General features: G+C 59.1%; 24 protein-coding genes and 2 pseudogenes. 19 read left to right on the forward strand and 7 right to left on the reverse strand.

What is annotated here, in order from left to right; translation table 11 throughout:
• Window positions 1-230: ATP-binding protein (locus NANH_RS26360; RefSeq protein ID WP_036049921.1), on the forward strand; the 230-nt coding region annotated here is incomplete at its 5' end.
• Window positions 231-367: 137 nt separating this feature from the next.
• Here the strand turns inward: NANH_RS26360 and NANH_RS0115605 are convergent.
• From NANH_RS0115605 to NANH_RS29830, 4 genes are all read right to left on the reverse strand, one after another.
• Window positions 368-964, reverse strand: coding sequence for a hypothetical protein (locus NANH_RS0115605; protein WP_139236249.1), 597 nt, complete (start codon window positions 962-964; stop codon window positions 368-370).
• Between the two features lie 110 nt (window positions 965-1,074).
• Entirely contained in the window at window positions 1,075-1,665 is a 591-nt protein-coding gene (locus tag NANH_RS28630; RefSeq protein ID WP_139236251.1) for a hypothetical protein, read from the reverse strand.
• Between the two features lie 44 nt (window positions 1,666-1,709).
• Window positions 1,710-1,898 carry a M48 metallopeptidase family protein gene (locus NANH_RS29370; protein ID WP_367889527.1) on the reverse strand — a complete coding sequence of 63 codons (189 nt, stop codon included), beginning with the start codon at window positions 1,896-1,898 and terminating at the stop codon, window positions 1,710-1,712.
• Window positions 1,834-2,349, reverse strand: coding sequence for a YgjP-like metallopeptidase domain-containing protein (locus NANH_RS29830; protein ID WP_367889526.1), 516 nt, complete (start codon window positions 2,347-2,349; stop codon window positions 1,834-1,836). Before NANH_RS29830 ends, NANH_RS29370 begins: the two co-directional genes overlap by 65 nt.
• Here NANH_RS29830 and NANH_RS0115625 point away from each other — a divergent pair.
• The 18 genes and pseudogenes from NANH_RS0115625 (at window position 2,270) to NANH_RS26385 (ending at window position 22,906) form a co-directional block, all read left to right on the forward strand.
• Window positions 2,270-2,809 (forward strand): (2Fe-2S)-binding protein, encoded by a 540-nt coding sequence (locus tag NANH_RS0115625; protein ID WP_027262888.1) that lies wholly within the window; start codon window positions 2,270-2,272, stop codon window positions 2,807-2,809. The two genes, NANH_RS29830 and NANH_RS0115625, sit on opposite strands and share 80 nt — an antisense overlap.
• Before the next feature lie 30 nt (window positions 2,810-2,839).
• Window positions 2,840-3,649: pseudogene (gene tnpC / locus NANH_RS26370) on the forward strand (IS66 family transposase); the annotation flags it as partial.
• Window positions 3,650-4,424: 775 nt separating this feature from the next.
• A pseudogene (locus NANH_RS28010) lies at window positions 4,425-4,973 on the forward strand (transposase); the annotation flags it as partial.
• Between the two features lie 309 nt (window positions 4,974-5,282).
• Entirely contained in the window at window positions 5,283-6,890 is a 1,608-nt protein-coding gene (gene cydD / locus NANH_RS0115645; RefSeq protein WP_051372451.1) for a thiol reductant ABC exporter subunit CydD, read from the forward strand.
• Complete coding sequence (locus tag NANH_RS0115650) at window positions 6,887-8,527, forward strand: amino acid ABC transporter ATP-binding/permease protein (protein WP_027262892.1); 1,641 nt, start codon at window positions 6,887-6,889, stop codon at window positions 8,525-8,527. The genes cydD and NANH_RS0115650 overlap by 4 nt, the downstream gene beginning before the upstream one ends.
• 123 nt (window positions 8,528-8,650) lie before the next feature.
• Window positions 8,651-10,261 (forward strand): cytochrome ubiquinol oxidase subunit I, encoded by a 1,611-nt coding sequence (locus NANH_RS0115655; RefSeq protein ID WP_027262893.1) that lies wholly within the window; start codon window positions 8,651-8,653, stop codon window positions 10,259-10,261.
• A gap of 5 nt (window positions 10,262-10,266) precedes the next feature.
• Window positions 10,267-11,430, forward strand: coding sequence for a cytochrome d ubiquinol oxidase subunit II (gene cydB / locus NANH_RS0115660; RefSeq protein WP_027262894.1), 1,164 nt, complete (start codon window positions 10,267-10,269; stop codon window positions 11,428-11,430).
• A 15-nt stretch (window positions 11,431-11,445) separates the two neighbouring features.
• Window positions 11,446-11,607 (forward strand): cytochrome bd-I oxidase subunit CydX, encoded by a 162-nt coding sequence (cydX, locus tag NANH_RS28015; RefSeq protein WP_074920502.1) that lies wholly within the window; start codon window positions 11,446-11,448, stop codon window positions 11,605-11,607.
• 301 nt (window positions 11,608-11,908) lie between these two features.
• Entirely contained in the window at window positions 11,909-12,826 is a 918-nt protein-coding gene (locus tag NANH_RS0115670) for a LysR family transcriptional regulator (protein WP_027262895.1), read from the forward strand.
• 102 nt (window positions 12,827-12,928) lie between these two features.
• Window positions 12,929-14,509, forward strand: coding sequence for an ABC transporter substrate-binding protein (locus tag NANH_RS26380; RefSeq protein ID WP_036049924.1), 1,581 nt, complete (start codon window positions 12,929-12,931; stop codon window positions 14,507-14,509).
• 69 nt (window positions 14,510-14,578) lie between these two features.
• Entirely contained in the window at window positions 14,579-15,547 is a 969-nt protein-coding gene (locus tag NANH_RS0115680) for an ABC transporter permease (RefSeq protein WP_027262896.1), read from the forward strand.
• 1 nt (window position 15,548) lies between these two features.
• Complete coding sequence (locus NANH_RS0115685; RefSeq protein WP_027262897.1) at window positions 15,549-16,451, forward strand: ABC transporter permease; 903 nt, start codon at window positions 15,549-15,551, stop codon at window positions 16,449-16,451.
• Window positions 16,448-18,121, forward strand: a complete 1,674-nt coding sequence (locus NANH_RS0115690; protein ID WP_027262898.1) for a dipeptide ABC transporter ATP-binding protein — start codon at window positions 16,448-16,450, stop codon at window positions 18,119-18,121. The genes NANH_RS0115685 and NANH_RS0115690 overlap by 4 nt, the downstream gene beginning before the upstream one ends.
• 24 nt (window positions 18,122-18,145) lie before the next feature.
• Window positions 18,146-19,000 (forward strand): NAD(P)-dependent oxidoreductase, encoded by an 855-nt coding sequence (locus NANH_RS0115695; protein WP_027262899.1) that lies wholly within the window; start codon window positions 18,146-18,148, stop codon window positions 18,998-19,000.
• Window positions 18,993-20,501 (forward strand): aldehyde dehydrogenase family protein, encoded by a 1,509-nt coding sequence (locus tag NANH_RS0115700; RefSeq protein WP_027262900.1) that lies wholly within the window; start codon window positions 18,993-18,995, stop codon window positions 20,499-20,501. The genes NANH_RS0115695 and NANH_RS0115700 overlap by 8 nt, the downstream gene beginning before the upstream one ends.
• 257 nt (window positions 20,502-20,758) lie before the next feature.
• A complete protein-coding gene (locus tag NANH_RS0115710) occupies window positions 20,759-21,301 on the forward strand; it encodes a zinc-binding metallopeptidase family protein (RefSeq protein ID WP_027262902.1) in 543 nt (180 codons plus the stop codon).
• Window positions 21,298-22,020, forward strand: coding sequence for a serine O-acetyltransferase (locus NANH_RS0115715; RefSeq protein ID WP_027262903.1), 723 nt, complete (start codon window positions 21,298-21,300; stop codon window positions 22,018-22,020). Before NANH_RS0115710 ends, NANH_RS0115715 begins: the two co-directional genes overlap by 4 nt.
• Before the next feature lie 4 nt (window positions 22,021-22,024).
• Window positions 22,025-22,906 carry a VOC family protein gene (locus tag NANH_RS26385; RefSeq protein ID WP_051372452.1) on the forward strand — a complete coding sequence of 294 codons (882 nt, stop codon included), beginning with the start codon at window positions 22,025-22,027 and terminating at the stop codon, window positions 22,904-22,906.
• Window positions 22,907-23,258: 352 nt separating this feature from the next.
• On the opposite strand, the gene fahA is transcribed toward NANH_RS26385, so the two are convergent.
• Genes fahA through hmgA form a run of 3 tightly spaced genes read right to left on the reverse strand, consistent with a single transcriptional unit; the run spans window position 23,259 to window position 26,516 of the window.
• On the reverse strand, window positions 23,259-24,509 hold the full coding sequence (fahA, locus tag NANH_RS0115725) for a fumarylacetoacetase (RefSeq protein ID WP_027262904.1): 1,251 nt from the start codon (window positions 24,507-24,509) through the stop codon (window positions 23,259-23,261).
• 10 nt (window positions 24,510-24,519) lie between these two features.
• Window positions 24,520-25,155, reverse strand: a complete 636-nt coding sequence (gene maiA, locus NANH_RS0115730; RefSeq protein WP_036049927.1) for a maleylacetoacetate isomerase — start codon at window positions 25,153-25,155, stop codon at window positions 24,520-24,522.
• 5 nt (window positions 25,156-25,160) lie between these two features.
• Entirely contained in the window at window positions 25,161-26,516 is a 1,356-nt protein-coding gene (gene hmgA / locus NANH_RS0115735) for a homogentisate 1,2-dioxygenase (RefSeq protein ID WP_036049930.1), read from the reverse strand.
• Window positions 26,517-26,529 lie beyond the last annotated feature (13 nt).

The raw sequence follows: 26,529 nt of genomic DNA on the forward strand, positions 1-26,529 counted from the left end.
ACCTTCTCAGTAAACTCTACGAGCGCACCAGCGTCGTCATCACCACGAACTTGAGCTTCAGCGAATGGGCCAGCGTGTTCGGCGATGCGAAAATGACCACCGCGCTACTCGACCGCCTTACCCACCGCTGCCACATCCTGGAGACCGGCAATGACAGCTATCGGTTCAAGGCCAGCTCGGAGACAGCGAAAAAGAAACGAAAGGAGACAGCAGCATTGACGCCATCATGACGCAAAGAACATAACAGCTGGGTGGGTCAAGTCTCGGTGACAATGCCGGGTCAGTTCTCAGCGACAATCAACAGACTGGGGTAAAGAGCCGCAAATTTGTGGCGTCGATACACTAAATAACTCCATCGGCTGGCTTCTCACCTGATTTCCAGATCTTGCGCGGGCCCTCTTTTGAGGCCGCGAAGATCCGGAAACTCTGGTGAGGCCGAACCAAAACAAACATCAACAAATGCCAGACCGATAGACAATGCTGCTGCTACAGCGCGTCTGGCCCTACTGCCTTTGGAAAGGAGGAAAACAGACTTCTTGAGCTGCCGCTTGGCGCAGCATTTTTCGGGATGAAACCGATGACTTTCTACAGAACCTTTTCCACAAAGCAGCCTTGCCCCAAGCTCGGACTCGTCCGCCGATTTCTCCGGGATCATGGGACCGCTTTGGCTCTGGCTGCGCACAGGCTTGGTGGCCCAGCGGCCAGTGGTCGCGTTTTCCTGCTCTGTGAAGCTGTACGCCATACAAGGCGCCTGACGCGCGCACAAAGCAGCCAACTTGTAGACTTTCACAAGTTGCTGACGCTGGAGCACGTCAGCGATCCGGACCGTATTGAATGCGGCCTCTTTGCCCAGATTAATCCTACTTCTAAATTCGTCGATGAGTGCTGTGTGTTGTCCGAAAAGCTCGGGTCCTTGCTGCGGCAGATCGCTGAGAATGAACCCACAAGTGACATTCTTTGCCAAGCCTCCCAGGAATTGTCGCAAGTCGCGTGAACCCCCAGAGCCGACCCATACGGGGGTCGGCTGTCTTGAAGGGGCGGCCATTCTGGGCGCTCCAATGAACGACAATTAACTCAAGGGCTAACACGACGATGCACGTGCTTTACAACAAACAGAACATGGATGATCTGGCAGCCGAGGCCGTAGGCTTGGGAAGGCAGGTCGCCGAGCGGGCCAAAGCGCTTCACCTTGGCGACACCGCAAAGGATGTGGCGTTCGTGTCGCGCTGCTTTGCGCGCCTGAAGGAACGCCAGCCTTTCGATGAAGCTGATGAAGGGGGCTTTGATGCCGTCATGGACATTCTGGAGCGCTGTATTGCTTCGGAATTCCTCGGCAGTGAAGAGCGGTACGAGGAAACAGGCTACGATGATTTTGGCCCACGCGGCGAAACTCGTGACACTCCAGTCTATTCCGACCGCGGAAATGAGCTCATCGAGCTGCAATATCTGTTCCAGGATTTTCTCAACAGTCGCGACGGTGTACTCGACCACGTCGCCGCGCACCGCTGTTTGCTGGACATTATGAGTACCTAAAGAAAAGAGGAACACCCCGAGCGGCAATGCCGCTCGGGGTGTTTGTTGTTTCAAAGGGAATGGTGAAGAACGAAACGGCCGCGATAAATTATGTTGGCAAGCTTGCATAGCGCGACCTGTCAGTGCGGTCATTCGCTGTTCTCGCAGCTACTACACTTCGAGCTTTGTGACTCGCTTCAATCCATCAAAACCTCGACCAACCCATCCAAATGACGCTTGGCTTTCCGCCAATCCCCAGCGTGTGCGTCGATCAGGTTCCAGAAGGCAGGGCCGTGATCGTGGTGCTTCAGGTGCGCCAGTTCATAAATGAGCACATAGTCGACACACTGCCGCGGCGCTTTGACCAGGTGACGGTTGATGATGATCTCGCCGGACGGGGAGCAGCTTCCCCCATTGGCGTGACATCTCCAGAAGTCGAAAGGATGGCGGGGCATCCACCCAGGGGAGGTTTTTTGCCAACGCATCAATGCGACGACTCAGGTAGTCGCGACCTCTGACGAGGTACCATGCACGAAGACGGCCTTTGATGTCATCTTCCATCCCGTTGGCGGTTTCGACTTCCAGCCGATTGCCACGCAGCCTTGCAGGTGCCGGTTTGCGGTCAACGGGTATCACCTTCAGCATATAACGGCGGCCCAGATAAAGTACCTGTTCCCCGGAGACATACTCACGAGGGCGCACTTGGGCATAGCGTTCCCTTGCTTCGCTGAAATGGGGGCGCACGCCGAAACCCGCCGTGTTCATCGCTGGCGACGGGGCCGGTATTGGCGGTGCAAAGGCCGCCGCTCTGGCCGGTAAAATTGCGGCGTTGGACATTGCCTGTGATCTCGACCGCCTGACAGCCGGAGACCGTAATGCCGCCGCACGTCCTTTGCGCAGGCGCTTAGTCAAAGAGCGCGCCGCGCGCCCCTTCATCGACAGCGCCTATCCGCCCTATGCGGCGGCACTCGCCCCGCAAGATGCCACCATCGTCTGCCGATGCGAAGAAGTCACGGCGGGCGACATTAGGCACATGGCTGGGTTGGGCTGTTTGGGTCCGAACCAGACTAAAGCTTTTGGCCGCGCCGGAATGGGGCCGTGTCAGGGGCGATATTGTGGGCTTACGGTTACCCACCTGTTGTCCGAGGCCAACGGATTGTCACCAGACCAAACCGGCCATTACCGCATTCGCCCACCGATTAAACCCGTCACACTCGCGGAGATCGCGGCGATGGCAGCACCAGAAGCAATTGAGAAAAGCAAACGATCGAACGTATCGACACAGGTCAACGGATGAGCAAGATCGTCAAACACAACGGTGTCGTCTACCCCGATCCGAGTGTTGAACCGTTCCAGAAGAGACAAAGGGTTGGGGAAAGGCGTGAAGCAAGGCCGTATCTGGTCCTACGTGCGTGACCCGCGGACTTGGGCGGGAGCCGCACCGCGTGGCGCTGTTTGTCGGTTCGCATCCAATTGGAAGAAAGAGCACGTCCTGAGCCACTTGGCCAATGCCTGCGGCATTCTGCAAGCGGACGGCCGCAAGGGCTATGCCATGCTCTACGAGCCTCAATCCGATGGCGCGCCACGTTTGCGCGAGGCGGTCTGTTGGGCTCACTTAAGGCGGGACTTCCACGATTTTTGGGCCTCAACTAAGCCTGAGATCGCGCGCGAGGCGCTCGACCAGATCGGTAAGTTCTACGATATTGAGCGCGACATCAGCGGCCAGACCGCAGAGGCCCGCCTTGCGGCCCGTCAAAGACTGAGCCGACCAAGGGTGGAGGCCTTCTTTGACCGGTCCGAACAACAGCTCCTGCGCATTCCTGGCAAGAGCGACTTAGCCAAAGCCTTCCGCTATGGCGTGAGCCGCCGTGAAGCGTTCAGCCTGTTCCTAACCGATGGACGTGTGGCAATCGACAGCAATCCAGCTGAGCGCGCTTTGCGTCCTATCGGAATCGGCCGTAAGAATTGGTTGTTCGCGGGCGCTGACACCGGTGCAGAAACCTTGGCTCGCGCAATGACCATCATCGAGACCGCTAGGTTGAATGGCCTCGACCCGCAGGCGTATCTCGCTGACATTCTCGGCCGCATCCACGACCACAAGATCAACAAGCTGGATGAATTGCTGCCGTGGAACTGAAAAGCGCTGCATCCAGAAGCCGGCAGTCAAGCCGCGTAAGCTATGGTATCAATGGCGCGGTTACACCTCATCTGCCTCGCTCCGCAAAGAACTGGGTGGCTTTTTTTGGCCCCTCCCCTCTCCTCCCGAAGCATACGGGTCTCTTTCCGCAGCGCGGCAATCTCATGTCGAGATCGGATTGATAGGTGGGTTTTTCAGAGTTGCGCCGACCTCGCTGTATCCAGCGGTGCTGCGTCGAAAAACCGATGCCGAAATCGGCTGCCACCTTTTTCGCCGCAGTTCGCTGGTCAGCGCTACGCGCACAGCTTCCGCGCGGAATTCCCCGGTCGGCCGTGATGCCATCTGTGTGCTCCTTTGCGGCACGATACGCGAGCATTCCCCGCACCCCGAACCCGGAATCTGGCTGTCCCGGACAAAGTAATCGCGTGCCTCTGGCTGTAATGCGTCGATGATGCGTTTGGACAGTTTCGCCATGATCTTACCCCTTGGTCGCCGCGTTCGTGGAAGAAAATGGACGCAATCCACAGAGCAAGGCGTAATAGTTGAGCGTAGTCGCCAATTTAAAATAAGCGATTTCAAAGGGATATGGTGGGCGGGCGCAAAGCGGCGTACCCCGTGCATCTGGCCAGACGCGATCTCATAACCTGAAACTGTCCGAAGACCAGAAGCGCGATGTGCAGCGCGGTATCAAGAAAAATACTGAAACCGCGAACCGCATCCCCGAGCAGGTTCGGGAGAAGATCGCGAACCTGGCCCTGAAGGAAAGAGGTCTGTCGCCGACGAGTTCAGGGACAAGACCAAGAGGGCAATCGGCTCTGGCAAACCGGCTTTATTTACCTGAAGGTCATTGGCTGGGGTTGGTTCTGTTTGTCGACCATCTTGGACGATTACAGCTGCTACATCACCGCCTGGAAGCTCTACAGGACGATGAAGACCGGGGATGTGGCCGACACGCTGGACCTGACTCTACAGGCCTTGGGCTGCGACCGGGCGATGGTTCTGAACGCCCCGCGGCTGTTATCGGGCAATGGCGCCAGTTACATCGCGCGAGCTGGCCGAGTGGCTCGAAGATCAGCAGATGGACCACGACCGCGATGCCTCGTATCACCCGCAGGCCCAGGACAAGATCGAGCGCTGGCCTCAGACGCTGAAGAACCGCATCCTGCTGGAAAATTACTACCTGCCGGGAGACCACCAGCAGCAGATCGATGCCTTCGTCGATCACTACACCCACCAGCGCTACCACGAGAGCTTGCAGAATTTTATACCCGCCGACGTCTACTTCGGGCGCGGCCAAGCCATTCTGAAACAACGGGAACGGATCAACGACAGGCCATCGCATTCCGGCGTTTGCTGACCGCAAAGCCGCCGCGCAATCAAACCAATCAGATGTGCCAGCCCCTCTCTTGGATCACGCTGACAATGGGTCCACAATCCCTGACGGCGGACAATCGGTCTGAAACTTTATATTTGGTCATTTGAATGCGTCTCTATTTGATCCAGGTCACATTCACGACCAGTCAAGTTTAATAACCAACATCATAGAATCAAGTTATATGGCCTGCTCGTGACCAAACGACAATCGAACAACGCAATTGCAGAACATGCGGGCGCATCGCCACGATCCGCTCCGATGACGCCTGGCGCGCAGCTGCAACGTCGTGCCAGTATTCTGTCGGTTCTGGCCGCGCTGCTCTGGCCGTTACAGGCGGCCGTGGTGGCGTACGCTTTGGGAGGCTTGCTGACAGAGGATGAAATTCCGGTGCTTGGGGTTGTGTCGGCTTATGTGGGCTTTGGTGCTCTGCGGGCGTGGCTGAGCATGGTAAGCGAAGCGCAGTTACAGGCTGCGGCAGAGGCTGTGATCCATTCCGCTCGGGCGCACATCGTTTCAGTCGAGGCGACGCGTGCCGAAGACAGCCGATTTGGCGGCGCGGGGGGGATCACGGCGCTGGCGAGTGAAAAGCTTGATCTGCTTGCGCCATTTATCACGCGCTATTCACCCGCACGGGCGCGGGTGATGGTGGTGCCTCTGGCCATTCTCGCCCTGGCGGTCTGGCAGTCTTGGGCTGTGGCGCTTGTCCTGGCGATTTCCGGCCCCTTGATCCCGGTCTTCATGGCGCTTGTCGGTATGGCGGCAAAAGAAGCGAGCCAACGACAGCTGGTGGAAATCGGCACTTTGAATGACCTGTTGGTCGAGCGGTTTTCGGCATTGGTCGATATTCGGCTGCTGGGGGCGAAGGAGGCGGTGCTCGAGGGGTTTTCCGCGCACGCAGGGGAGCTGCGGCATCGCACAATGGCTGTACTGCGCGTTGCATTCTTGTCATCCACAGTGCTTGAGCTTTTTGCTGCGATCGGTGTGGCAATGGTTGCGGTATATGTCGGATTTTCACTGCTGGGGGCGCTTGAGTTCGGTGCCTGGGGTGGGGGGCTCACGCCGCAGGCCGGTATTTTCCTGTTGTTATTGGCTCCAGAGTTTTATCAGCCGTTACGCGATCTTTCGGCCGCATGGCATGATAAAGCCGCAGCCGATGCCGTCCTGGAAGAGTTCGGCGTGTGGGACGCCCAAGAAACCGCCTTGCTAATGGGACGTGGTGCGGCAAGCGCACGGATGCCGGGCGCTGCCGCCATTTCACTCCGGGGCTGTCAGCTGCCGAATGGCGATATGTTGACTGACATCGACATTGCAGCAGGTGAAAGCGTCGCGCTTATGGGGCAAAGCGGGGCTGGCAAGACTTCCGCCTTGCGGTTGATGGCGGGGCTGGCGGCACCGGTTGCAGGGCTGGTGCAGGTGGCGGGGCAGACGCTTTCGAAGGACACGGCCGATGCGTGGCGCGCGCGGGTGGGGTGGATGCCCCAGGCACCGCATTTCCTGAACGCCAGTCTGCGGCAGAATTTACAACTTGGCCGTAAAGGAGATCTATGGCCAGCGCTGAAACAAGCGGCGGTCGATGACGTGGTGGCACGGCTTCCGCAGGGTCTCAACACGCGATTGGGTGAGGCCGGTGGCGGCCTGTCGGGCGGAGAAGCACGCCGCCTGACGCTGGCGCGGGCAATCTATGGCGCACCTGATGTGATCCTTGCGGACGAGCCGACGGCCGATCTGGATACGATAACAGCCGCCGCCGTCACCGATGGTCTTTTGGCACAGGTGACGCGGGGCGCGACGCTGATTGTAGCGACCCACGACCCTGAGCTGGCCGCCCGAATGGACAGAGTTGTCCACATCGGAGCGGCCCGATGAAAGCGCTGTGGCAGATATTCAGTCTCATTCTGCGAGAACAGCGCGTTTCGTTGATCCGTGGCGCTTTGCTCAGCTTCCTTGTGTTGGCTATGGGAGCGGCCCTTTTGGGCCTTTCGGGATGGTTCATCACGGCTGCCTCAGCTGCGGGATTGGCCGGGCTGGGGGCTGTGTTCGATGTTTTCAGACCGTCGGCGATGGTGCGATTCCTGGCTCTGGGGCGTGCGGCGGCGCGATACGGGGAACGGGTGCTGACTCATGACGCGACACTGCGCGCCCTTCAGTCGCTGCGCTTGAACTTGCTGAGCGGTCTCATGGCTGCCCCCTATCGCCGGGCTGTCCGGCTGAGAGGAGCGCGGGCTTTGAACCGGTTGACCTCGGATGTTGATGCGCTCGATGGCGTGTCCCTGAGGCTGTTTTTACCGGTGTTGGCAGGTCTGGCAACGCAATTAGCCGCCCTTGCTGTCCTCTGGTGGTTGGTTGGTCTGCCAATAGCAGTGTGGATTTTCATCGGTTTCACCGGCGGGGCAACAGTGATTTTTTGGCAGACAACCCGCAAAACAGCGCATTTGTCCCGCAGGGCAGAAGCGGCGGTGCAAGCTTTCCGCGCTCGGCTGATCGACCTGATCAGAGCGCGGCGCAATCTGGCTGCTTACGGGCGCGTGACGGCTCAGGTGGAATTGACCATGACGGCGGAAGGTCGGCGGCTTGACTTGCGCCGACAACAGGACAAGGCAGAGCGTTTTGCCGGTGCGGCGATACAGCTGCTGGGCATGGGGGTGTCGGCGGGTGCGTTGTGGTTGGGGGTTTCGATGGCGCAGGACGGTGCCATTGCGCCGCCATTTGCAGCACTTGGTTTCTTTGCCACGCTGGCCTTGGCGGAAACGATCGCCCCTTTGCGCAGGGCGGCAAGTGACCTTGGGCGGATGGCAGAGGCGGCGCGGCGGGTGTCGCGCGATATTGCGACCCGATCGCCAATACATGGGGGCGCTGCTGTGCCAGACGGCGCGTTGAGCATCCAATCGGTTACCTTGCATCGCGATCTTTCATCGGTCCCAATTATCGAGGATATGACCCTTACCGTGGCATCAGGTGAAACCGTTGCACTGACCGGTCCCAGCGGTGTGGGCAAATCAACGCTGTTGCTGGCCGTTGCAGCGCTGCATCCTGTTTCCAAGGGGCAAATCTTGTTGGGTGCCGCGTCCGTTTCCGATTGCAACGAGGCGGTGTTGCGCGACGAGGTAACGCTTTTGCCGCAACGAAGCGCGTTGATGTCGGGATCCGTTGCCGACGCGTTGCGCCTTGCCGCGCCTGAAAGCGACGACAGTGCGTTGTGGCAAGTTCTTGAGGTGGTGCAGCTGGCTTCGACGATGCGGGCGCGACAGGGTCTTGAAACGGCTATCGGGGTGCGTGGCGACGGTCTTTCTGGTGGTGAGGCGCGCCGCCTGGCGCTGGCGCGCGCCTTGCTGCGAAATTCCGCCGTGTTGTTGCTGGATGAACCGACCGAGGGGCTCGACAGCGCAACCGCCATGACCGTGCTGCGGAATGTCCGGGATTACCTTCCGAACTCGGCCATTCTCATCGCGGCACATCGCAAAGCAGAGATAGAATTTGCCGACCGGGTCGTGCCGTTGATATAAGTTGTATTTCCAATGTCGGTTATTGATCTGGATCAATGTACCGAGGCTGCCAAAGGCGCACACATTCCTAAAATCGAATGGTTGATGGTCCCGAATCGCCATCTTCAGATTGGAGTGGATTTAATGGAGTTCGGTATCGTTGAATTGTCCCGCCTACAGTTTGCGGTGACGGTGATGTATCATTTCCTGTTCGTACCGCTGACGCTGGGTCTGTCGATCCTCGTTGCGATTATGGAAACGGTCTATGTGATGACCAACCGCCCGATTTGGCGGCAGATGACCAAGTTCTGGGGAATGCTGTTCGGCATCAACTTTGTGCTTGGGGTCGCCACGGGCATCACAATGGAATTTCAGTTCGGTATGAACTGGAGCTATTACAGCCACTACGTCGGAGATATTTTTGGTGCGCCACTGGCGATGGAGGGGCTGATGGCCTTCTTCCTTGAGGCAACCTTTGTGGGGCTGTTCTTCTTTGGCTGGGACAAGCTCAGCAAAGTCGGGCACCTGACCGTCGCCTGGCTGGTTGCCATCGGGTCGAACTTTTCGGCGTTGTGGATTCTGATCGCCAACGGCTGGATGCAGAACCCGGTTGGTGCCGAATTCAACCCGATGACCATGCGCATGGAAATGACGGATTTCTTTGAGGTTCTTTTCAATGAGGTGGCGCAGGCCAAGTTTGTCCATACGGTTTCGGCAGGCTATGTCACCGCCTCGGTCTTCGTCATTGGCGTTTCTGCGTGGTACTTGCTGCGCAACCGCCATGTAGAATTGGCCCGTCGCTCGATCACTGTCGGTGCTGCGTTCGGGCTGGCGTCGGCGTTCTCCGTCGTCTTGCTGGGCGATGAATCCGGCTATTCGGCGACCCATAGCCAAAAAATGAAGCTCGCCGCGATTGAGGCAATGTGGGAAACACATAAAGCGCCAGCACCCTTCAATCTGGTCGGTTTTCCGGATCAAGAGGCGCGCGAAACCCATTACGCGATTGAGATTCCCTGGGCGATGGGCCTGATCGGCACGCGGTCTCTGACAACCGAAATTCCGGGGATCAACGATCTGGTGGCAACCGCCGAGGACCGCATCCGTTCTGGCCTGATCGCCTACGAGGCACTGCTGGACGTGCGCGCCAATCGCGACGCTACTGAAGCGGCGGTTATGGCGACGTTCGAGGCACATTCAGCCGATCTTGGCTTTGCCTTCCTGCTCAAGAAATACGTCGACAATCCTCTGGACGCTACCGAAGAGCAGATCAAGGCTGCCGCCGATGACACGGTGCCGACTGTCTGGCCGCTGTTTTGGGCCTTCCGGCTGATGGTGGGGCTTGGCTTCGGGTTCATCGCCACCATGGCCTATTTCTTTTACCGCGCCTCGTTCAAGGGGATGAACTTCCCGCGTCCGGCGCTCCATTTGGCAGTGTGGATGATCCCTGCACCGTGGATCGCGGCCGAGTTGGGATGGTTTGTGGCCGAGTACGGACGCCAGCCATGGACCGTGGATGGCGTGTTGCCCACAGCGATGTCTGTCAGCGCGCTATCGATGACCGAAGTGGCCCTGACGCTGGCTGGTTTCGTGATCTTCTACACGATCCTGTTCATCATCGAGATGGGTCTGATGCTGAAGTACATTCGCAAAGGCCCTTTTCAGGATGTTGAGGAGACCGATGCCTGGAACCAGCGTCACAACGATCGCCTGGCTGGTCGCCGAAATGCCGATGCTATCGCCACACCTGCGGAGTAAGACAGATGATTTTACATGAACTTATCACATATGACGTGCTGCGCGTTATCTGGTGGGGTCTGCTCGGTGTCTTGCTGATCGGCTTTGCTCTCACCGACGGGTTTGACATGGGGGTTGGCGCGCTGCTGCCCTTCGTCGCCAAGACAGACATTGAGCGCCGCATCGCGATCAATACCATCGGCCCGGTTTGGGAGGGGAACCAAGTTTGGTTTATCCTTGGCGGCGGCGCCATCTTTGCCGCTTGGCCCCCGCTTTATGCTGTGAGTTTTTCTGGCTTCTATCTGGCGATGTTCCTTATCCTGGCAGCCTTTATCGTGCGCCCCGTCGCGTTCAAATACCGCTCCAAGCGGGACGACCCGCGTTGGCGAACCACGTGGGATTGGGCGATTTTTGCCAGCGGTGCCGTGCCTGCGCTGTTGTTCGGAGTTGCCGTAGGGAATGTGATCCAGGGTGTTCCGTTCCAGTTCACCGACGATCTGCATACGATCTACGAAGGGGCCTGGTACATGAAGTTCATCGGCCTGCTCGACCCGTTCTCGATCCTTGCAGGTGTGGTTTCGTTGTCGATGCTGATCATGCACGGCAGTGCGTGGCTGACGCTGAAAGCGGAAGGCCCGGTTCAAATCCGCGCCCGCGCCATTGGCTCCAAGGCGGCGTTGGTCGCGGTTGGTACCTATGTGCTGGCGGGCCTGTGGTTGACCTTCGGTATCGAAGGATTTCGCATCGTCGGGGACTATGTCACGAACGGCCCGTCCAACCCGCTGCATTTCGAGGTAGAGCGCACCCCAAGCTGGCTGTCTGCCTATGCGGACCGTCCCTGGATCGCCGTTGCCCCGCTCATGGGGATTATTGGCGGATTGTTGACATACCTCGGGCTGCGGGCCGGTCGCGAAGTTTCGACGCTGCTGGTTTCCAAGATGGCAATTCTAGGCGTGATCTCCTCTGTGGGGCTGACCATGTTCCCCTTCATCATGCCCAGTTCCAGCGATCCGCAGTCGTCGCTGACGGTCTGGAACAGTTCGTCTTCACATCTGACGCTGTTCATCATGCTGGTGGCCACCGCGATCTTTATGCCGTTGATCCTGATGTACACCGCCTGGGTCTACAAAGTTCTGTGGGGCAAGGTCACTGAGGCTGATGTCTCTGAAAACTCCCACTCTCTCTATTAGGAAAAGGAACTTTCGATGTGGTATTTTGCCTGGATTCTGGGCCTTCCGCTGGCCGCCATTTTCGCCGTGATGAACGCGATGTGGCTCGAACTGAAAGAAGACGAACGCAAAATGGCTGGAGACTCTTCGGATAACACATCGGACGAGCAACAAGATCGGTTGCGGCACGTGTCATGACCCGCCGCAACCGGACAGTTGATGACAGATTGAGAAAGGCCTGACCATGTCAGCTTTCGCAGCTGATTTTGCGGACGATCGCGGCGTGCCTATTTCCCGGCTACATTCTTTGTCATCGGCATGGGACTGAGGGGCCTAACCCGTGCCATTGAACCGGATATTCATGCCGGACAGTGCGATTGTATCGCTCGGCATAGGTGCAGAACCGGGTCTCGCCATCGAAGGCTTGAACTTATAGAGAGGATAGGAACCAGCGCTCCGGTGTTTTGCAAAACCACTTGGCGGCGGCGAGGAGCATTCATTGTTCAAGATCGACACAGTCCAATCTGCTTCATTCCTCGTTGCCTGCGAAGAGGGGTCGATCAGATCCGCGTCGGAACGTTTGGGGGTCGAACCATCAACAATCAGCCGCCAAATCAAAGCGCTTGAAACGTCTCTGGGGACGGCTCTGATTGAACGTGGACGCAAAGGCGTACGCCCGACTGAGGCGGGAACCATCCTGCGGACCTATTTGAAACATCAGCAAAGCGAACAGGAAACGTTGCTTTCGGAATTCGACGCGCTCAAGGGGATGCGGCGTGGCGAATTGATGATTGCTGTGGGCGATGGATTCATCAGTGATTTTGTTGGCAATGCCATGACGTCGTATAAAGCGGCGTTTCCCGGATTTACCTATGACCTGCTGAGCGGATCGACCGAACAGGTCTTGCATGCCGTGAGAACCGATCGCGCGCATCTTGGCCTGGCCTATAATGCCGGAAAGGAACGGGCGATCCGAACCGCTGCGCAAGTCAAGCAACCGCTTGATCTTTTGGTAAGCCCGACGTCGGAATGGGCGGACCTGTCAGAACCTGTCACAATGGCGCAACTTGAAACTTTGCCCTCGGCGCTTTTGAAATCGGGCTTTGGCGTGGGCGATATGATTGCGGTCGCCGAAGGCGCACATGGGGTCAGATTGCGGGCGCTTGTGCATTCCAACTCTCTGGCGGTGCTGCGCAGTTTTGTGCGCGAAGGGCTGGGTGTTACGGTGCTTCCGGCCTTTGTGGTGACACGTGAAATCGCAGATGGGACCATTGCCACCAAACGCCTGGCGGTCCCGGAGCTTAGAAAAGGCGAGGCTTCGGTTTTTACTCGGTATGGTCGGCGGTTGCCCGAAGGGGTGACACGTCTGGTCGATCACATCACACGGTCGATGGTCGCGTTTCGGAATGCTGGTTAGCGTTGCCTCTGGGGCAACAATAATTCACATTTACTGCAATTCCCGCAGGCCGGTTCTGAACATACACTGCCGAGAATCAAAAAATCTCAACAGGGTAATAAGATGTCAAAAACCTATCTCGCGTCTCTGGCTGCGGCCTTGGCGTTTTCAACGGCAACGATCATCCCGGTTCAGGCGGAAACGCTGCGTATGGCGTCCCAAGGGGATGCGACCAGCCTTGATCCGCACAGCCACAATGAAAGCTTTACTAACTATTTTCTGGCCAACATCTACGAGGGCTTGGTCGCACGCGACAAAGATTTCGAGATCGCAGGCCAGTTGGCGCAAAGCTGGGAGCAGGTCGACGCAACGACATGGCGGTTCACGCTTCGCGACGGCGTGACCTTTCATGACGGGTCTGCTTTTGCCGCCGATGATGTGATCTTCAGCATGGATCGCGCCCTTTCCGAAACCTCGAATTTCAAACACGTGCTGGCCTCGGTCGAAAGTTACAGCGCCGTCGATGACATGACCGTCGAAATCGTGACCAAAGCGCCCAATCCGATTTTGCTGAACGATCTCCTCGATCTGATGATCCTCGACAAACAATGGGCGGAAGCGAATGGCGCGGTCGAGCCCATCAACCTTCAGGCCGAAGAGAAAGCATTCAGCGCGACCAACGCCAACGGCACCGGACCATTCAGTGTGGTCTCGCGCGCGCAGGGCGAAAAAACGACGCTGGCCGCCTTTGACGGTTATTGGGGCGAAACGGGCAACGTGACCGAGGTCGTGTTCACCCCGATCAACAACGCCGCGACGCTGGTTTCGGCGCTTTTGTCAGGCGAGGTCGATCTGGTGATGCCCTTGCCCTTGCAGGATATTGCGCGCGTTGAAAACGGTGCGGGGGTCAAGGTCGTTTCCAGCGCCGAGGCGCGCACCATGTACCTGGGCATGGACCAATGGCGCGATCAGATCATCGAAAGCCCGGTCGAGGGCAACCCGTTCCTGGACCTGCGAGTCCGTCAGGCATTCGCACACGCAGTGGACGCACAGGCAATCATCGACCGCGTGATGCAGGGGCAGGCGACTTTGGCCACGCAATACGTGATGGACAAGGTGAGCGGCTATAATCCAGATCTGACCAGGTTGGAATACAATGTCGAGACTGCCAAATCGCTGCTGGCCGAGGCAGGTTATCCTGAGGGCTTCGAACTGACGATGGATTGTTCGACAGACCGCTATGTCAACGATGGTCAGATCTGTCAGGCGACCGTCAGCCTGCTGGCCCGGGTCGGGGTCAAGGTAAACCTGATCGCCCAGCCCAAAGCGCAGTTCTTCCCCAAGGTTGTCGCGCCCGATTTCGGCACCTCGTTCTTCTTGCTCAGCTGGACGCCGTCGACGATGGACAGCCTGAACGTTTTCCAAAACGTGCTGGGCACCCGCGATCTGGAAAACGGCAAAGGGGCCTGGAACATCTCGGGCTGTTCGGTTCCCGAGGCCGATGCACTGGCCGCTGAGGCCGCTGTGACGATGGATGCCGCCGCACGCGAAAAGATGCTGCAAGACGCGATGGCCTTGATGGTCGAAGACGTTTGCCTTGTGCCGCTGCATGTGCAGCAATTGGTCTGGGGCGCGGCGGAGAAAGTCGAGGTGGTGCAACACCCGACGTTTGAATTCCCGCTGGAATACTTCAACGTCAACTAAGCCTCGGTTTTACGGCCCGGCGACATCGGGCCGTATTCCCCCAACGTTTCCTCCACATGGACACCTGATATGTATTTTCTGCTGGCCCGATTGCTTCAGGCCACGGTTGTGATGCTCTGCGTTGCCCTTGTTGGCTTCCTCGTATTTCAATTCGTGGGCGACCCGGTCTTGTCCCTGGTCGGACAGGAAACATCGGTGGAAGACCGCGAGGCGCTGCGTGAAAGCCTTGGCCTGAACGACCCGATCCTCGTTCAGTATGCCCGCTATGTCGTGAACGCGCTGCAGGGCGATTTCGGAATATCGTACAGTTTCAACCGCGATGTCAGCGAGATGATCGCAGACCGTCTTCCCGCAACAATTGAACTGGTGATGCTTTCGGGGGTGCTGTCGCTGATCCTTGCAATTCCGGCAGGTATTTACACCGGTATCCGGCGCAAGGGCGGCGTTGCCCAGACGATCATGGCGCTTTCGGTGATCGGCGTGTCGATCCCGTCCTTCCTGCTGGGCATTTTGCTGATTCTCGTTTTCTCGGTCTGGCTGAATTGGCTGCCCTCTTTCGGGCGCGGTGATGTGGTTACGGTCCTTGGGGTCCGCTCCAGCCTCTTTACATGGGACGGGCTGAGCCACGCATTGATGCCCGCCGCAGTCCTTTGTCTGTTTCAACTTGGCGTCATCCTGCGCCTGATCCGGGCCGAGATGCTGGAAGTGCTGCGCACCGATTACATCCGCTTTGCCTGGGCGCGCGGGTTACCGGGGCAACGGATCTATTTCCGCCACGCGCTGAAAAACACGCTTGTTCCCGTGGTCACGGCGATTGGCCTGCAACTCAGCTCACTTTTTGCTTTCTCGATCATCACCGAGAGGGTCTTTCAATGGCCGGGCATGGGTTCGCTATTGCTGCACGCTATCGGGCAAAGCGACATTCCGTTGCTGGCCGCATATCTGATCTTTGTCGGGCTGGTGTTCACGATCTCGAACCTTGTCGTGGATGCGGTCTATGTGCTGATCGACCCCCGTATTCGTCACGGAGCGCATTGATATGCTTGAACGAATTCGCTCTGACTTCTGGTATGAGCTGCTGAACTCTCCGGTCACGATCATATCGGCCGTCATTATCGTACTGATGATAATCGGCTGCACCTTTGCCCCGGTCTTTGCGCCCCATACGCCGTTTGATCCGGCCACGATTTCCATCATGGATAACAATATGCCACCCGCCTGGCAGGACGGCGCTGATCCGCGTTTCCTTTTGGGGACAGACCTTCAGGGCCGCGATGTGCTGTCAGCGATGCTTTATGGCGGTCGGATTTCTCTGCTCGTGGGGATTGGCGCTGTGGCGCTGTCCGTCGTCATCGGGATGACCGTGGGCTTGCTTGCCGGGTATTTCGGCGGGATGACCGATGCGGTGCTGATGCGGGTTGCCGAGATCCAGTTCGCCTTTCCGCCGATCCTGATTGCGCTGCTGTTCAACGGCATCCTCAAGGCTTCGCTTCCCGCAGATGTCTTTGCCCAAGCTGCCGTTCCGATCATGATCCTCGCCATCGGCCTTGCCGGATGGGTCCAGTTCGCCCGCATCGTGCGTGCCTCGGCCATGGTGCAACGGGGACAGGATTATGTCACCGCCTGTCACGCCATTGGCCTGCCGACGGCAACGATCATCCTGCGCCATATCACGCCGAACATCCTTGGGCCGGTGCTTGTCCTTGCCATGCTGCAAATCGCGGTGGCCATCGTGACCGAGGCAACCCTGTCCTTCCTTGGCCTCGGCACGCCGCTTACAGAGCCATCGTTGGGCGCATTGATCCAGATCGGCAGTCAATACCTGTTTTCCGGCATTTGGTGGGTCGTGATCTTTCCGGGCATCATGCTGCTGGTGATGGTGGTCGCCTTTAATCTCGTGGCCGACTGGGTCCGCGACTATTTGAATCCGAGGCTGCGATGACCGAGATTTTGTGCAGAACTAAAGACCTCAAGATCACCTTCCCGCACCGGCTCGGCGATTTCACCGCTGTGCATGGCTTTGACATGGAGGTCCGGCGCGGCGAGATCGTCGGGCTGATCGGGGAAAGCGGTGCCGGTAAATCGACCATCGGCAATGCCATCATGGGCCTTCTGTCGCATCCCGGAAAAGTGTCGGGCGGCAGGATCGATCTGGAAGGTGAGAACCTGATCGATCTGTCCGACGCGGCAATGGCGCGGCTGCGCGGGCGGCGGATCGGCATGATCTTTCAGGATCCAATGACGTCTCTGAACCCTTTGATGACAGTTGGCGACCAACTGGCGGAATCCATTGCCTTGCTACGGGATTTGCCGATGTCTGAGGCGCGCAAGATGGCCGCTGACCGGTTGGACGGGGTCGGCATACCAGATGCGGCTAGCCGCATGGGGCAATACCCGCACGAATTCTCTGGCGGGATGCGTCAACGGGTGGTCATTGCTCTTGCGATGGCGGGTGACCCGGACCTTCTGATTGCGGATGAACCGACAACGGCGCTGGATGTCTCGGTGCAAAAACAGGTGCTTGATCTGATCCGCAGCATCTGTGTCGAGCGGTCTCTTGGGGTGATCCTGGTAACGCATGACATGGGTGTGATCGCCGAAACCGCTGACCGGGTCTATGTGATGCGCCACGGCAAGCTGGTGGAAACCGGCCCCACAGCCCAGGTGATCCACACCCCGACAGAGCAATACACCCAGGATCTGATCGCCGCGATCCCCAGCATCGAACGGCGCGAAGACAGATTCCGCAATCCGGCTCAAAAGACCGGCGAAATCGACCAATGGCTTTTGCAGGGCCACAAGGACGAAAGTTCCGGCGATTACGTCACCGCCAGCGCATTGACCAAGGATTTTGCCACCCGAAAGAAATCGTTCTGGGGAAAGGCGGGCACATTCCGCGCCGTGGACATTCCGGGCCTCAGCATCAAGCGGGGCGAGGTTCTGGGCCTTGTCGGCGAAAGCGGGTCTGGAAAATCGACGCTTGGCCGCATGATGACCGGCCTTGTCCTGCCCACGTCCGGCAATGTGCGCTATGATGATCATGGGCCGCTGGCCGATGTGCGGTCGCGCGCCAGGCGCAAGGCGCTGCGCCGCGATGTTCAGGTGGTCTTTCAGGATCCTTATTCTTCGCTCAACGGCCGGATGCGCGTCGATCATATTCTGGCCGAACCGATCCGGTTTCACGGTCTGGCCGCACGCAGCGATATCCCGCGGCTTGTTGGCGCCTTGCTGGAACGTGTCGGCCTTCCGGCAGCGGCCGGGCGCAAATTTCCACACCAGTTCTCCGGCGGGCAACGTCAGCGCATTTGCATCGCGCGCGCCCTGTCGGTGCGGCCCCGGTTCCTTTTGTGTGATGAGCCGACCTCGGCGCTGGATGTCTCCATTCAGGCGGACATGTTGGCGCTGCTGATGGAATTGCGCCGATCGCTTGGGCTGACCATGCTGTTTGTCAGCCACGATCTGGCAGTCGTGCGGCAGGTCTCTGACCGGGTGGCGGTGATGAAGCAAGGCAAGATCGTCGAATGCCGAGAGGCCGAGGCTTTGTATGATTCCCCCGAAAACGACTACACCCGGATGCTGTTGGCCACCGCGCCGCGCGCAACGGGCCATTAGAAACATGAGTGTGAGGAGCAGACCATGATCGGATTGGTAGGATGTGGCGCCATGGGCGGCGCGATGATCGCGCGGCTTGTCGAAAAGGGCCACGATGTTCAATGCCATGACGCGATGCCAGAAGCGCGCGCGCGGGCCGAGATCAATGGCGGCAAGGTCTGTGAGAGCCTGGGCGAGTTGGCGCAAGAATGCGACCAGATCATCCTGTCGCTGCCAAATGCCGGGACAGTGACCAGCGTCATGGCCGATCTTGTGCCTCATGTGCAGGTCGGTACGATCATCCTGGATACATCGACCTCGGAACCGGACACGACCAAGACACTCGCGGCGGCGGCGGCGGGCTATACCTTCCTTGACGGTCCGGTCAGTGGCGGTCCGGGTGGCGCACGCGCGGGTACGATGACGATGGTTCTGGGGGGCCCGGCAGAGGCGATCGCGGCGCTGCGCCCGGTACTCGACGATCTGACGGCCAAGACCGTGCATGTCGGGCCGGCAGGCGCGGGACACGCCGCCAAAATCGCCAACAATCTGCTCTGCGCGGCAAACCTGGTGCTGGTCAGTGAAATGGCGCGTTTGGCGCAAAACTGCGGGGTGCCGCTGGAGAGCCTGTTGCAAGGCGTCAATGCCGGATCGGGGCGCAGCGGGGTCAGCGAAGTGAACTTCCCCAAATGGATCCTGAATGGGGCCTTCGATTCCGGGTTCACCATGGGGCTGATGCGCAAGGATGTGGGGTTGGCCACCAAATTGGCCGCCCAGGGCGGGCTCGATCTGCCTGCCACGCAGGCCATCGCCGCAATCTGGGAAAACAGCCGCGAAATTCTGGCCGATAGCGCCGATTTCAACGAGATCTTCAAATACGGAGCGTCCGAAAATGTCTGAACGCAAAGACCTTCTGCTCTCGCTCATGGGGGAACTTGGGCTTGGCACAACCGTGCAAAGCCTTGTCGCTGGCCAATTGCGCGATGGCGCGGGCGATGCCGTGGTGCTCGAAGACCCATATGCCCAGGTGGAATTGGCGCGCTATAGTGATTGCGGCGCGGCACTGGCGGCTGAGGCTTGCTGCGCGTCGGCGGCGGTGCAAAAGGACTGGGCGACAGGGTTTTCTGCGGCCAGACGCGGCGATGTGATGCAGGATGTCGCGCGCGCCGTCATCGCCAATCAGAAACCACTGGCCAAACTCGAAGCGCTGGTTGCTGGCAAACCGATCCGCGATTGCCGGATCGAGGTGGCCAAGGTCGCTGAGATGTTCCGCTATTACGCAGGGTGGGCCGACAAGCTGCATGGCGAGGTGATCCCCGTTCCCAGCGGGCACCTCAACTACACCCTGCGCGAACCTTTGGGCGTGGTCTTTCAGATCACGCCGTGGAACGCGCCGATTTTTACCGCCGGGTGGCAAATTGCACCGGCCATCGCCACCGGCAATGGCGTCGTGATCAAACCCAGCGAATTGACGCCTCTGACAACCGTGGCTTTGGTGCATATCGCCGAAGACGCTGGCCTGCCCAAAGGGTTGGTGAACGTGCTGTGCGGATTGGGACCCACGACCGGTCAGGCGGCCATCGAACATGACGCGGTGCGCAAGGTGATTTTTGTCGGCTCTCCGGAAGCCGGCCGTCGCGTTGCCATGGCAGCTGGGCAATCGCTGAAACCTGCGGTGCTGGAGCTTGGCGGAAAATCGGCCAATATCGTGTTTGACGATGCCAACCTGAAACACGCCGCACTGGGCGCTCAGGCCGCGATCTTCTCGGGCGCTGGACAAAGCTGTGTGGCCGGGTCCCGGCTGCTGGTACATCAGTCGGCCCATGCCGAGCTTACGGACATGATAGCGGCAGGCATGAACAGTATCGCGCTGGGCGATCCGCTCGATGAGGCAACCGAGGTCGGCCCGATCAGCAATGGCCGCCAATTCGCCCATGTCAGTGGAATGATCGCCGCTGCGCGCGACGAAGGCGCCAGTGTTCGCACCCGGACAAGTACGCCCGAAACCGGATTTTTCGTGCCGCCAACGCTGTTGTCCGGTCTGGGCAACAAGGCAGCCGCCGCCCAGACCGAGATTTTTGGCCCCGTCGTCACCGCAATCCCCTTTGCGGACGAGGAAGAGGCCATTGCCATCGCCAACGACACCCTATTCGGGCTGGCCGGCGCTGTCTGGACGTCTGATGTTGGTTGTGCGCACCGCATGGCGGCGGCTGTGCGCGCCGGCACGTTCTGGATCAACAGCTACAAGGCGATCCATGTGTCCTCGCCGTTTGGTGGCTCATTGAATTCGGGCTTTGGCCGGTCCAGTGGCAGCGACGCCTTGATGGAGTATACAAGTCCCAAGTCAGTGTGGCTGGACAGTGGAAAAACGCCCAAGATCGCCTTTGGATATGTGTCCTGATGAAGGAAACGGGGTGGTGGTCCAAGCGCCCGCCGCCCTGCAAATGAAAGCAACACGATGCCCGAAAACGATTTTTTTCACATCGACTCACTCGATCTGGGCAGGGTGGCGTCGCGATTTGCACAAGCACCTGGAACTGGCCTGCCAAGAGCGCAAGACATCCGAATTTGCAGCCGAACGTCAGGCGCAAATGGAAAACACGATGCATCGTGGGTATGCTGACACCGGGTGTGCTTTGCGTTCGGCGAGGCGCGCGGATGGTGGGGTTTGATACCATTGATATCGCCGCCACCGGATACGGTGGCTACGCGGCCATGCTGCATGACTGCACGGACAATATCGTGGCCTCCGGGCAATTGATCGGGGCGCTGCAATCTGTCGTTTCGCGCGCACCTGTTCCGCAGTCGCCTGCGGTGCTGAGCGTGAGGCCGGTTCATGCGGGCGATGTTTATAACCTCATCCCCGAAACCGTCCGCCTTGCGGGCGGCACGCGCTATTTCCACGAGGCCGTGAAAGCACGGTTGCAAAAGCGGACGACCGAGATTTGCGAAGGTATTGCGACGCAGCAGAAAGTTGCGGGCGCGGACGCCGTAAATGACGACCAAAACCCGTCGATGGCGTCCGAGGATTTCGCCGTTATGTTGGAACAGGCGCCAGGGGCATATATCTGGCTTGGGAACGGCCCCGTGTCGGGTTTTGGTGCGCGGCACACGCCAAGAGACGATTTCAACGATGTGGTCCTTCGCGGCATTGATCGAGGGGCCAAGGGAATGAAGGCTTGCAGGGGTGGTGCACGATGAATTTGGCGACAGAAGCCGAAGCGCTGTTGACCGACAGCCCCGACGCCGCCGCTTTGCTTGGCGTAACGCCGCGGCGGTTTGAGGGGTTTGCCGATCTTGCGGGGGCGCTTCTTGCGGCTTTTGCGGGTGTGCCGGGTGACGTCATCCGCCGTGTCTATGCCGGGCATCCGGCTCTGGTCGAGGTCAGCACCCATGACATCACCGAAACCGCGCGGCGCAATTTCGAACCGGGTGGCGCGGTCGCCTCCCTGCTGTTTGCGCGCGGTGTTCATGCCGTCATGGCCCACCGCGTCGCCCACCAGCTTTGGCAGGACGGCGATCATACCCTTGCGCTTGCCGTAAGCTCGACCTTCGGCCGGGCCTTTTCGACCGATATCCACCCCAACGCGCAGATCGGGCCGGGCTTTTGGCTGGACCACGGGCTGGGTTTCGTCGCTGGTGAGACTTGCGTGATCGGGGAGGATGTCTCGATCTGGCACAATGTCACGTTGGGCAGCAATTTTTCCAATAGCGGCCCGCAAAGGCATCCGACAATCCGTGATGGCGCAGTAATCGGTGCCGGGGCTATCATCCTTGGCAATGTCACTGTCGGCGCCGGGGCCAATGTTGCGGCAGGCGCAATCGTGGTTGAGGACGTCGGCGCGGGAACGGTGGTCGTCGGCGCCAAGGCCAGACAGGTCGGTGCGGCAAAGGTGTCCTTTCTAAAGCCCGAGGATTGATGACATGAATACCACTTTCGGAATCGATCATCCTTTGATTGCCGTGCACGACATCAGTGCCTTGCGTGACCGGTTGATCGCGGTCGGGTTCAACATGACGCCCATGGGTAAACATCCATGGGGGACAAGCACCAGCCTTGCCATGTTCCAGGGCTGCCTGCTGGAAATCATGGGCATCTACGACGATACGCTGATTGATGAGGTGCCTGCAGGCGATTTTCGTTTTGGGCGTCATGTCTACGAAAATTTGCAAAAACGCGAAGGCATTGCGTTGACGGCGCTGCACAGTACCAATTCTGTCGCAGACGCAGAGCTCGCGGAAAAGGCCGGGTTTCCTATCAGCGGGCATCTGGAATTCGGACGCGAGGTGACGCTGCCAGACGGCAGCACGGGCCGCACAAAGACAACGCTTGCCTTGCTGCCAGACACGACGTGTCCGCGCCTGTCGTTTTTCCTGTGCCAGCAACACCGCCCCGAATTGATTTATGTGCCGTCTTGGTTGGAGCATCCGAATTCGGTTCATGGCTACGCAGGGGTCTCAATATTGGCGCGCGATAAGGATATGGGCACGCTAACGGCAAAATACTCCGGCCTTTATGGTGCACCTCATCCATGTGTTGGCGGCGTCGTCTTTGACACGGGGAATGGCAAAATGCGGATACTGACACCGGCGGCGATCGAAGCGCGTAACGGGCCCCTTCCGACTGCTGTTCTGACCGAGGATGAACCGAGTATCGTGGCTCTGGATCTTGCCTATTCCGATGCGCAAAAGCTGGAGGCATGTTTGCAAAACTCCGATGTGAAGTATGTCAGGCACGGGCGCGAGTTTCGGCTTTCCAATCCACGTCTATTCGGCAACACATTCCTGAATTTTGTGCCTAACTGAAATAGTTATGACCCAAGGAGCGGTAGCTCTGCATCGACACGCGGTTTCTCTATAAGGTGGAGGAGAGTTTTGTCTCAGGTCACCCCTTCTGAGATCGATCTGCGCATCGCGGCATCCAACGGGTGCGATCCCGCTCATCCTGACAATGGGTCCAACAATCTCGCCTGGCTGCTCCGGCTGTTGGCCGCATGAAGGGAGGAACCGGAAAAAAGCGCACGCACCCATCGCGGCAACAGCCCGAAGGCGCAAGTCCGACGGCACGTCCGACGGAAAACCGGTCCGTCTCGTGGACTATTTCTGCGGCCTGCAAGAGGCGAAGCCGCAGACAGACAGCCTGCGGCAACCACTGTATCTAGGAGATTGCGGGGGCCGGTAACAGTTTGCCGGCACATTCTCCGAACCCGATCCGGTAACCGTCTCCTTTGGCCGCGCCACGCAGGGTCAGGGTGTCGCCGTCTTCCAGAAAGGTGCGGGTTTCGCCGGTGTCCAGTGTCAGCGGCTCTTTCCCGCCCCAGCTGAGTTCTATCAGGCTGCCGCGGTTTTCTTTTTCCGGGCCGGAAATCGTGCCCGACCCCAGCAGATCGCCAACCCTCATCGGGCAGCCACTGGTGGTGTGATGCGTCAGTTGCTGCGCCGCCGAATAATACATCACATCATAGTTCGTGCGCGACAGGATCGTTTCGGCCTTGCCGTCTGGCGCGAGGCCCACTTCCAAATCGATGTCATATAGCATCGGACCCGGCTCTGCGAGATAGGGCAACAGTTCCTTTTCTCGCGGGGGCGTCGAGGCGCGGAAGGGTTCCAATGCCGCCTTGGTGACAATCCAGGGGCTGATCGTGGTGGCCGTCGCCTTGGCCTGGAACGGGCCAAGCGGGACATATTCCCACGCCTGAATATCGCGGGCCGACCAGTCGTTCAGCAGCACATAGCCAAAGATCATGTCGTCGGCTTCCTGCACGCTGACGCGGCCATTGGAAGGGGTGCCGACGATGGCGCCCATCTCAAGCTCAAGATCGAACCGCTTGCAAGCCGCAAAGATCGGCATTTCCATATCCGGGCCTTTGAGCTGGCCGTTTGGACGGATCACATCCGTGCCGCTGACCACAACGGAAGACGCACGTCCGTTGTATCCGATGGGAATATGCAGCCAATTCGGCGGCAAGGCATTGGCCGGGTCGCGGAACAGGCAGCCAATGTTGAATGAATGGTTTCTACTGGCATAGAAGTCGGTAAATTCGGTGACCGCAAAGGGCATTTCCAGCGTCGCACCCGCCATCGCCACCAGATGCGGTTCCAGATCGGCCTGGCGTGCCGAGCCTTCGGCCAGCGCCCCGGTCAGAAAGGCGCGCAGGCTGGCCCAGGTATCCGGCCCCAGCGCCATGAAATCGTTCCATGTGCCGCCAGCGAAAACGTTGGGTTGCGGCAAGTCCAGCAGCCCGGCCTGTTCTAGTGCCGTAACGTTCAAGATCTGATCGCCAATGGCAACCCCGGCATGCAGGTCGCCGCCAGTTGAGCGGAACGCGCCGTAGGGCAAGTTGTTGAGTGGAAAGTCGGTGGTCGCCGTATTGGCGCTGTCGACCCAAGAGCGGAGAAGCTGTGTCATAGTCGTTCCTTCAGGCAGCATCGGGCTGGTTTTCGGGGCGCGCGGCGTCAAAGGCCGGCAGTTTCAACGCCCGTTTCTCGATATCGAGGAGCCGGGCAAAGGAGGTCATGTCGACCCCCCATCGGTGCGCATTGTAAAGCTGGGCGACCAGGCAGATGTCGCACAGCAGAGGGGTGTCGGCAAAGCTGAACGCCGGGCCGTCGGGCAGCAGGGCCTGATAGGCGCGGAACCCCTCGCTCATCCAGTGGCGCATCCAGTCGATTGCATCATCGCCGGTCAGCCCGTATTCGGATTTCAGGCGGCTGACGACTTTCAGGTTGTTCACGGGGTGGATGTCCAGCGCGATCGTCTGTGCGGCGGCCTGAACCCGCGCCCGCAGCAGCGCATCGGTTGGTAACAGCGCCGGGTCTGGGGCGATCTGGTCGAGATAGTCAAGGATCGCCAGCGATTGGGTCAGGACGGATCCGTCCTCCAGCACCAAAGTCGGCACCCCCCGTCCGGGGTTCAGTGTGACATAGTCCGAAGCGCGCTGCGCCCCTGCCACGAGATCCACCGGAACGGTTTCATAGGGCAGCCCCTTGAGGTTCAGCGCCACCCGCACCCGGTAGGACGTGGTCGAACGCCAATAGGAATAGAGCGTCAACATCGCGCCTATTTTTCCCCCGGTGTGCCGTCGAATTTCTTTTCGATATTGGCCCAACAGTCAATGTAATCGTCCTGCAACGGTGCCTCTTTTCCGGCGAATTCGGTCAAATGCTGCGGAAAGCGAGTTTCGAACATGAAGGACATGGTATTGTCCAGCTTTTCAGGTTTGAGATCGGCGTTGCTGGCGGCTTCGAACGCCGTGCGGTCGGGTCCGTGCGGCAGCATCATGTTGTGGAGGCTCAGGCCACCGGCCACAAAGCCTTGAGGCTTGGCGTCGTACTGCCCATAGATGTTGCCCATCATCTCGCTCATGACATTCTTGTGGTACCAGGGCGGGCGGAAGGTATTTTCCATTGTCATCCAGCGTTCGCGGAACAGCACAAAGTCGATATTGGCGGTGCCCGGCGACGAGGAGGGCGCGGTCAGAACGGTAAAGATCGAGGGGTCGGGGTGGTCAAACAGGATCGCGCCGATCGGGCAGTAATTGCGCATGTCGTATTTCACCGGTGCATAGTTGCCGTGCCAGGCGACCACATCCAGCGGGCTGTGGCCGATCCGGGTTTCATGGAACTGGCCGCACCATTTGATCGTCACCGTGCTGGGCTCCTCGCGGTCCTCGAAGGCGGCGACGGGGGCCTTGAAATCGCGCCGGTTGGCCATGCAGTTGGCCCCGATCGGGCCCCGGCCCGGCAGTTCGAATTTCTGGCCGTAGTTTTCGCAGACAAAGCCGCGTGCCGGGCCGTCTAGCAGCTCGACGCGATAGACCAGCCCGCGCGGCAGGATGGCAATTTCCTTGGGTTCCAGATCGATGATCCCCAATTCGGTGCAGAACCGCAGGCGGCCCTCTTGCGGCACCACCAAAAGTTCACTGTCGGCGGAATAGAAATAGCTGTCCACCATGCTTTGGGTGACCAGATAGATATGGCTGGCCATGCCAACCTGGGTGTTCACGTCGCCCGCCGTCGTCATCGTGCGCATGCCGGTCAGCCAGGTCAGTGGCGCGTCCGTATGCGGCACCGGATCCCAGCGGTACTGGCCCAGACTGGTCACATCCGGGGCGATATGCGGCGCGGATTTCCAATAGGGCAGGTCGATTTTTTGGTAACGGTGCGAGTGTTTCACCGACGGGCGGATGCGGTAACACCAGGTGCGTTCGTTCTGATGGCTGGGCGCGGTAAAGGCGGTGCCCGAGAGCTGTTCGCCATAAAGGCCATAGTTGCATTTCTGCGGGCTGTTCATGCCCTGGGGCAGGGCGCCGGGCAGCGCCTCGGTTTCATAGTCGTTGCCAAATCCGGGCATATAGCCGGGCGTCGTCGTGCCGCCGTCCGCCTGCACCATCGGGCTGATATCCAAATCGTTCATCGCGCGTCTCCGT

It is taken from the genome of Sedimentitalea nanhaiensis DSM 24252 (assembly GCF_000473225.1).
Classification (GTDB): Bacteria; Pseudomonadota; Alphaproteobacteria; order Rhodobacterales; family Rhodobacteraceae; genus Sedimentitalea; species Sedimentitalea nanhaiensis.

What these genes read in the sequence shown, in the direction of transcription:
- cydB (WP_027262894.1), top strand. Translation starts at nt 10,267, where the DNA reads ATGATTTTACATGAACTTATCACATATGACGTGCTGCGCGTTATCTGG.
- NANH_RS0115710 (WP_027262902.1), top strand. Translation starts at nt 20,759, where the DNA reads ATGGTGGGGTTTGATACCATTGATATCGCCGCCACCGGATACGGTGGC.
- NANH_RS0115695 (WP_027262899.1), top strand. Translation starts at nt 18,146, where the DNA reads ATGATCGGATTGGTAGGATGTGGCGCCATGGGCGGCGCGATGATCGCG.
- NANH_RS29830 (WP_367889526.1), bottom strand. Translation starts at nt 2,349, where the DNA reads ATGTCCAACGCCGCAATTTTACCGGCCAGAGCGGCGGCCTTTGCACCG.
- cydX (WP_074920502.1), top strand. Translation starts at nt 11,446, where the DNA reads ATGTGGTATTTTGCCTGGATTCTGGGCCTTCCGCTGGCCGCCATTTTC.
- NANH_RS0115655 (WP_027262893.1), top strand. Translation starts at nt 8,651, where the DNA reads ATGGAGTTCGGTATCGTTGAATTGTCCCGCCTACAGTTTGCGGTGACG.
- NANH_RS26380 (WP_036049924.1), top strand. Translation starts at nt 12,929, where the DNA reads ATGTCAAAAACCTATCTCGCGTCTCTGGCTGCGGCCTTGGCGTTTTCA.
- fahA (WP_027262904.1), bottom strand. Translation starts at nt 24,509, where the DNA reads ATGACACAGCTTCTCCGCTCTTGGGTCGACAGCGCCAATACGGCGACC.
- NANH_RS0115690 (WP_027262898.1), top strand. Translation starts at nt 16,448, where the DNA reads ATGACCGAGATTTTGTGCAGAACTAAAGACCTCAAGATCACCTTCCCG.
- NANH_RS28630 (WP_139236251.1), bottom strand. Translation starts at nt 1,665, where the DNA reads ATGACCGCACTGACAGGTCGCGCTATGCAAGCTTGCCAACATAATTTA.
- NANH_RS0115680 (WP_027262896.1), top strand. Translation starts at nt 14,579, where the DNA reads ATGTATTTTCTGCTGGCCCGATTGCTTCAGGCCACGGTTGTGATGCTC.
- NANH_RS0115715 (WP_027262903.1), top strand. Translation starts at nt 21,298, where the DNA reads ATGAATTTGGCGACAGAAGCCGAAGCGCTGTTGACCGACAGCCCCGAC.
- cydD (WP_051372451.1), top strand. Translation starts at nt 5,283, where the DNA reads ATGACGCCTGGCGCGCAGCTGCAACGTCGTGCCAGTATTCTGTCGGTT.
- NANH_RS0115650 (WP_027262892.1), top strand. Translation starts at nt 6,887, where the DNA reads ATGAAAGCGCTGTGGCAGATATTCAGTCTCATTCTGCGAGAACAGCGC.
- hmgA (WP_036049930.1), bottom strand. Translation starts at nt 26,516, where the DNA reads ATGAACGATTTGGATATCAGCCCGATGGTGCAGGCGGACGGCGGCACG.
- maiA (WP_036049927.1), bottom strand. Translation starts at nt 25,155, where the DNA reads ATGTTGACGCTCTATTCCTATTGGCGTTCGACCACGTCCTACCGGGTG.
- NANH_RS0115685 (WP_027262897.1), top strand. Translation starts at nt 15,549, where the DNA reads ATGCTTGAACGAATTCGCTCTGACTTCTGGTATGAGCTGCTGAACTCT.
- NANH_RS0115700 (WP_027262900.1), top strand. Translation starts at nt 18,993, where the DNA reads ATGTCTGAACGCAAAGACCTTCTGCTCTCGCTCATGGGGGAACTTGGG.
- NANH_RS26385 (WP_051372452.1), top strand. Translation starts at nt 22,025, where the DNA reads ATGAATACCACTTTCGGAATCGATCATCCTTTGATTGCCGTGCACGAC.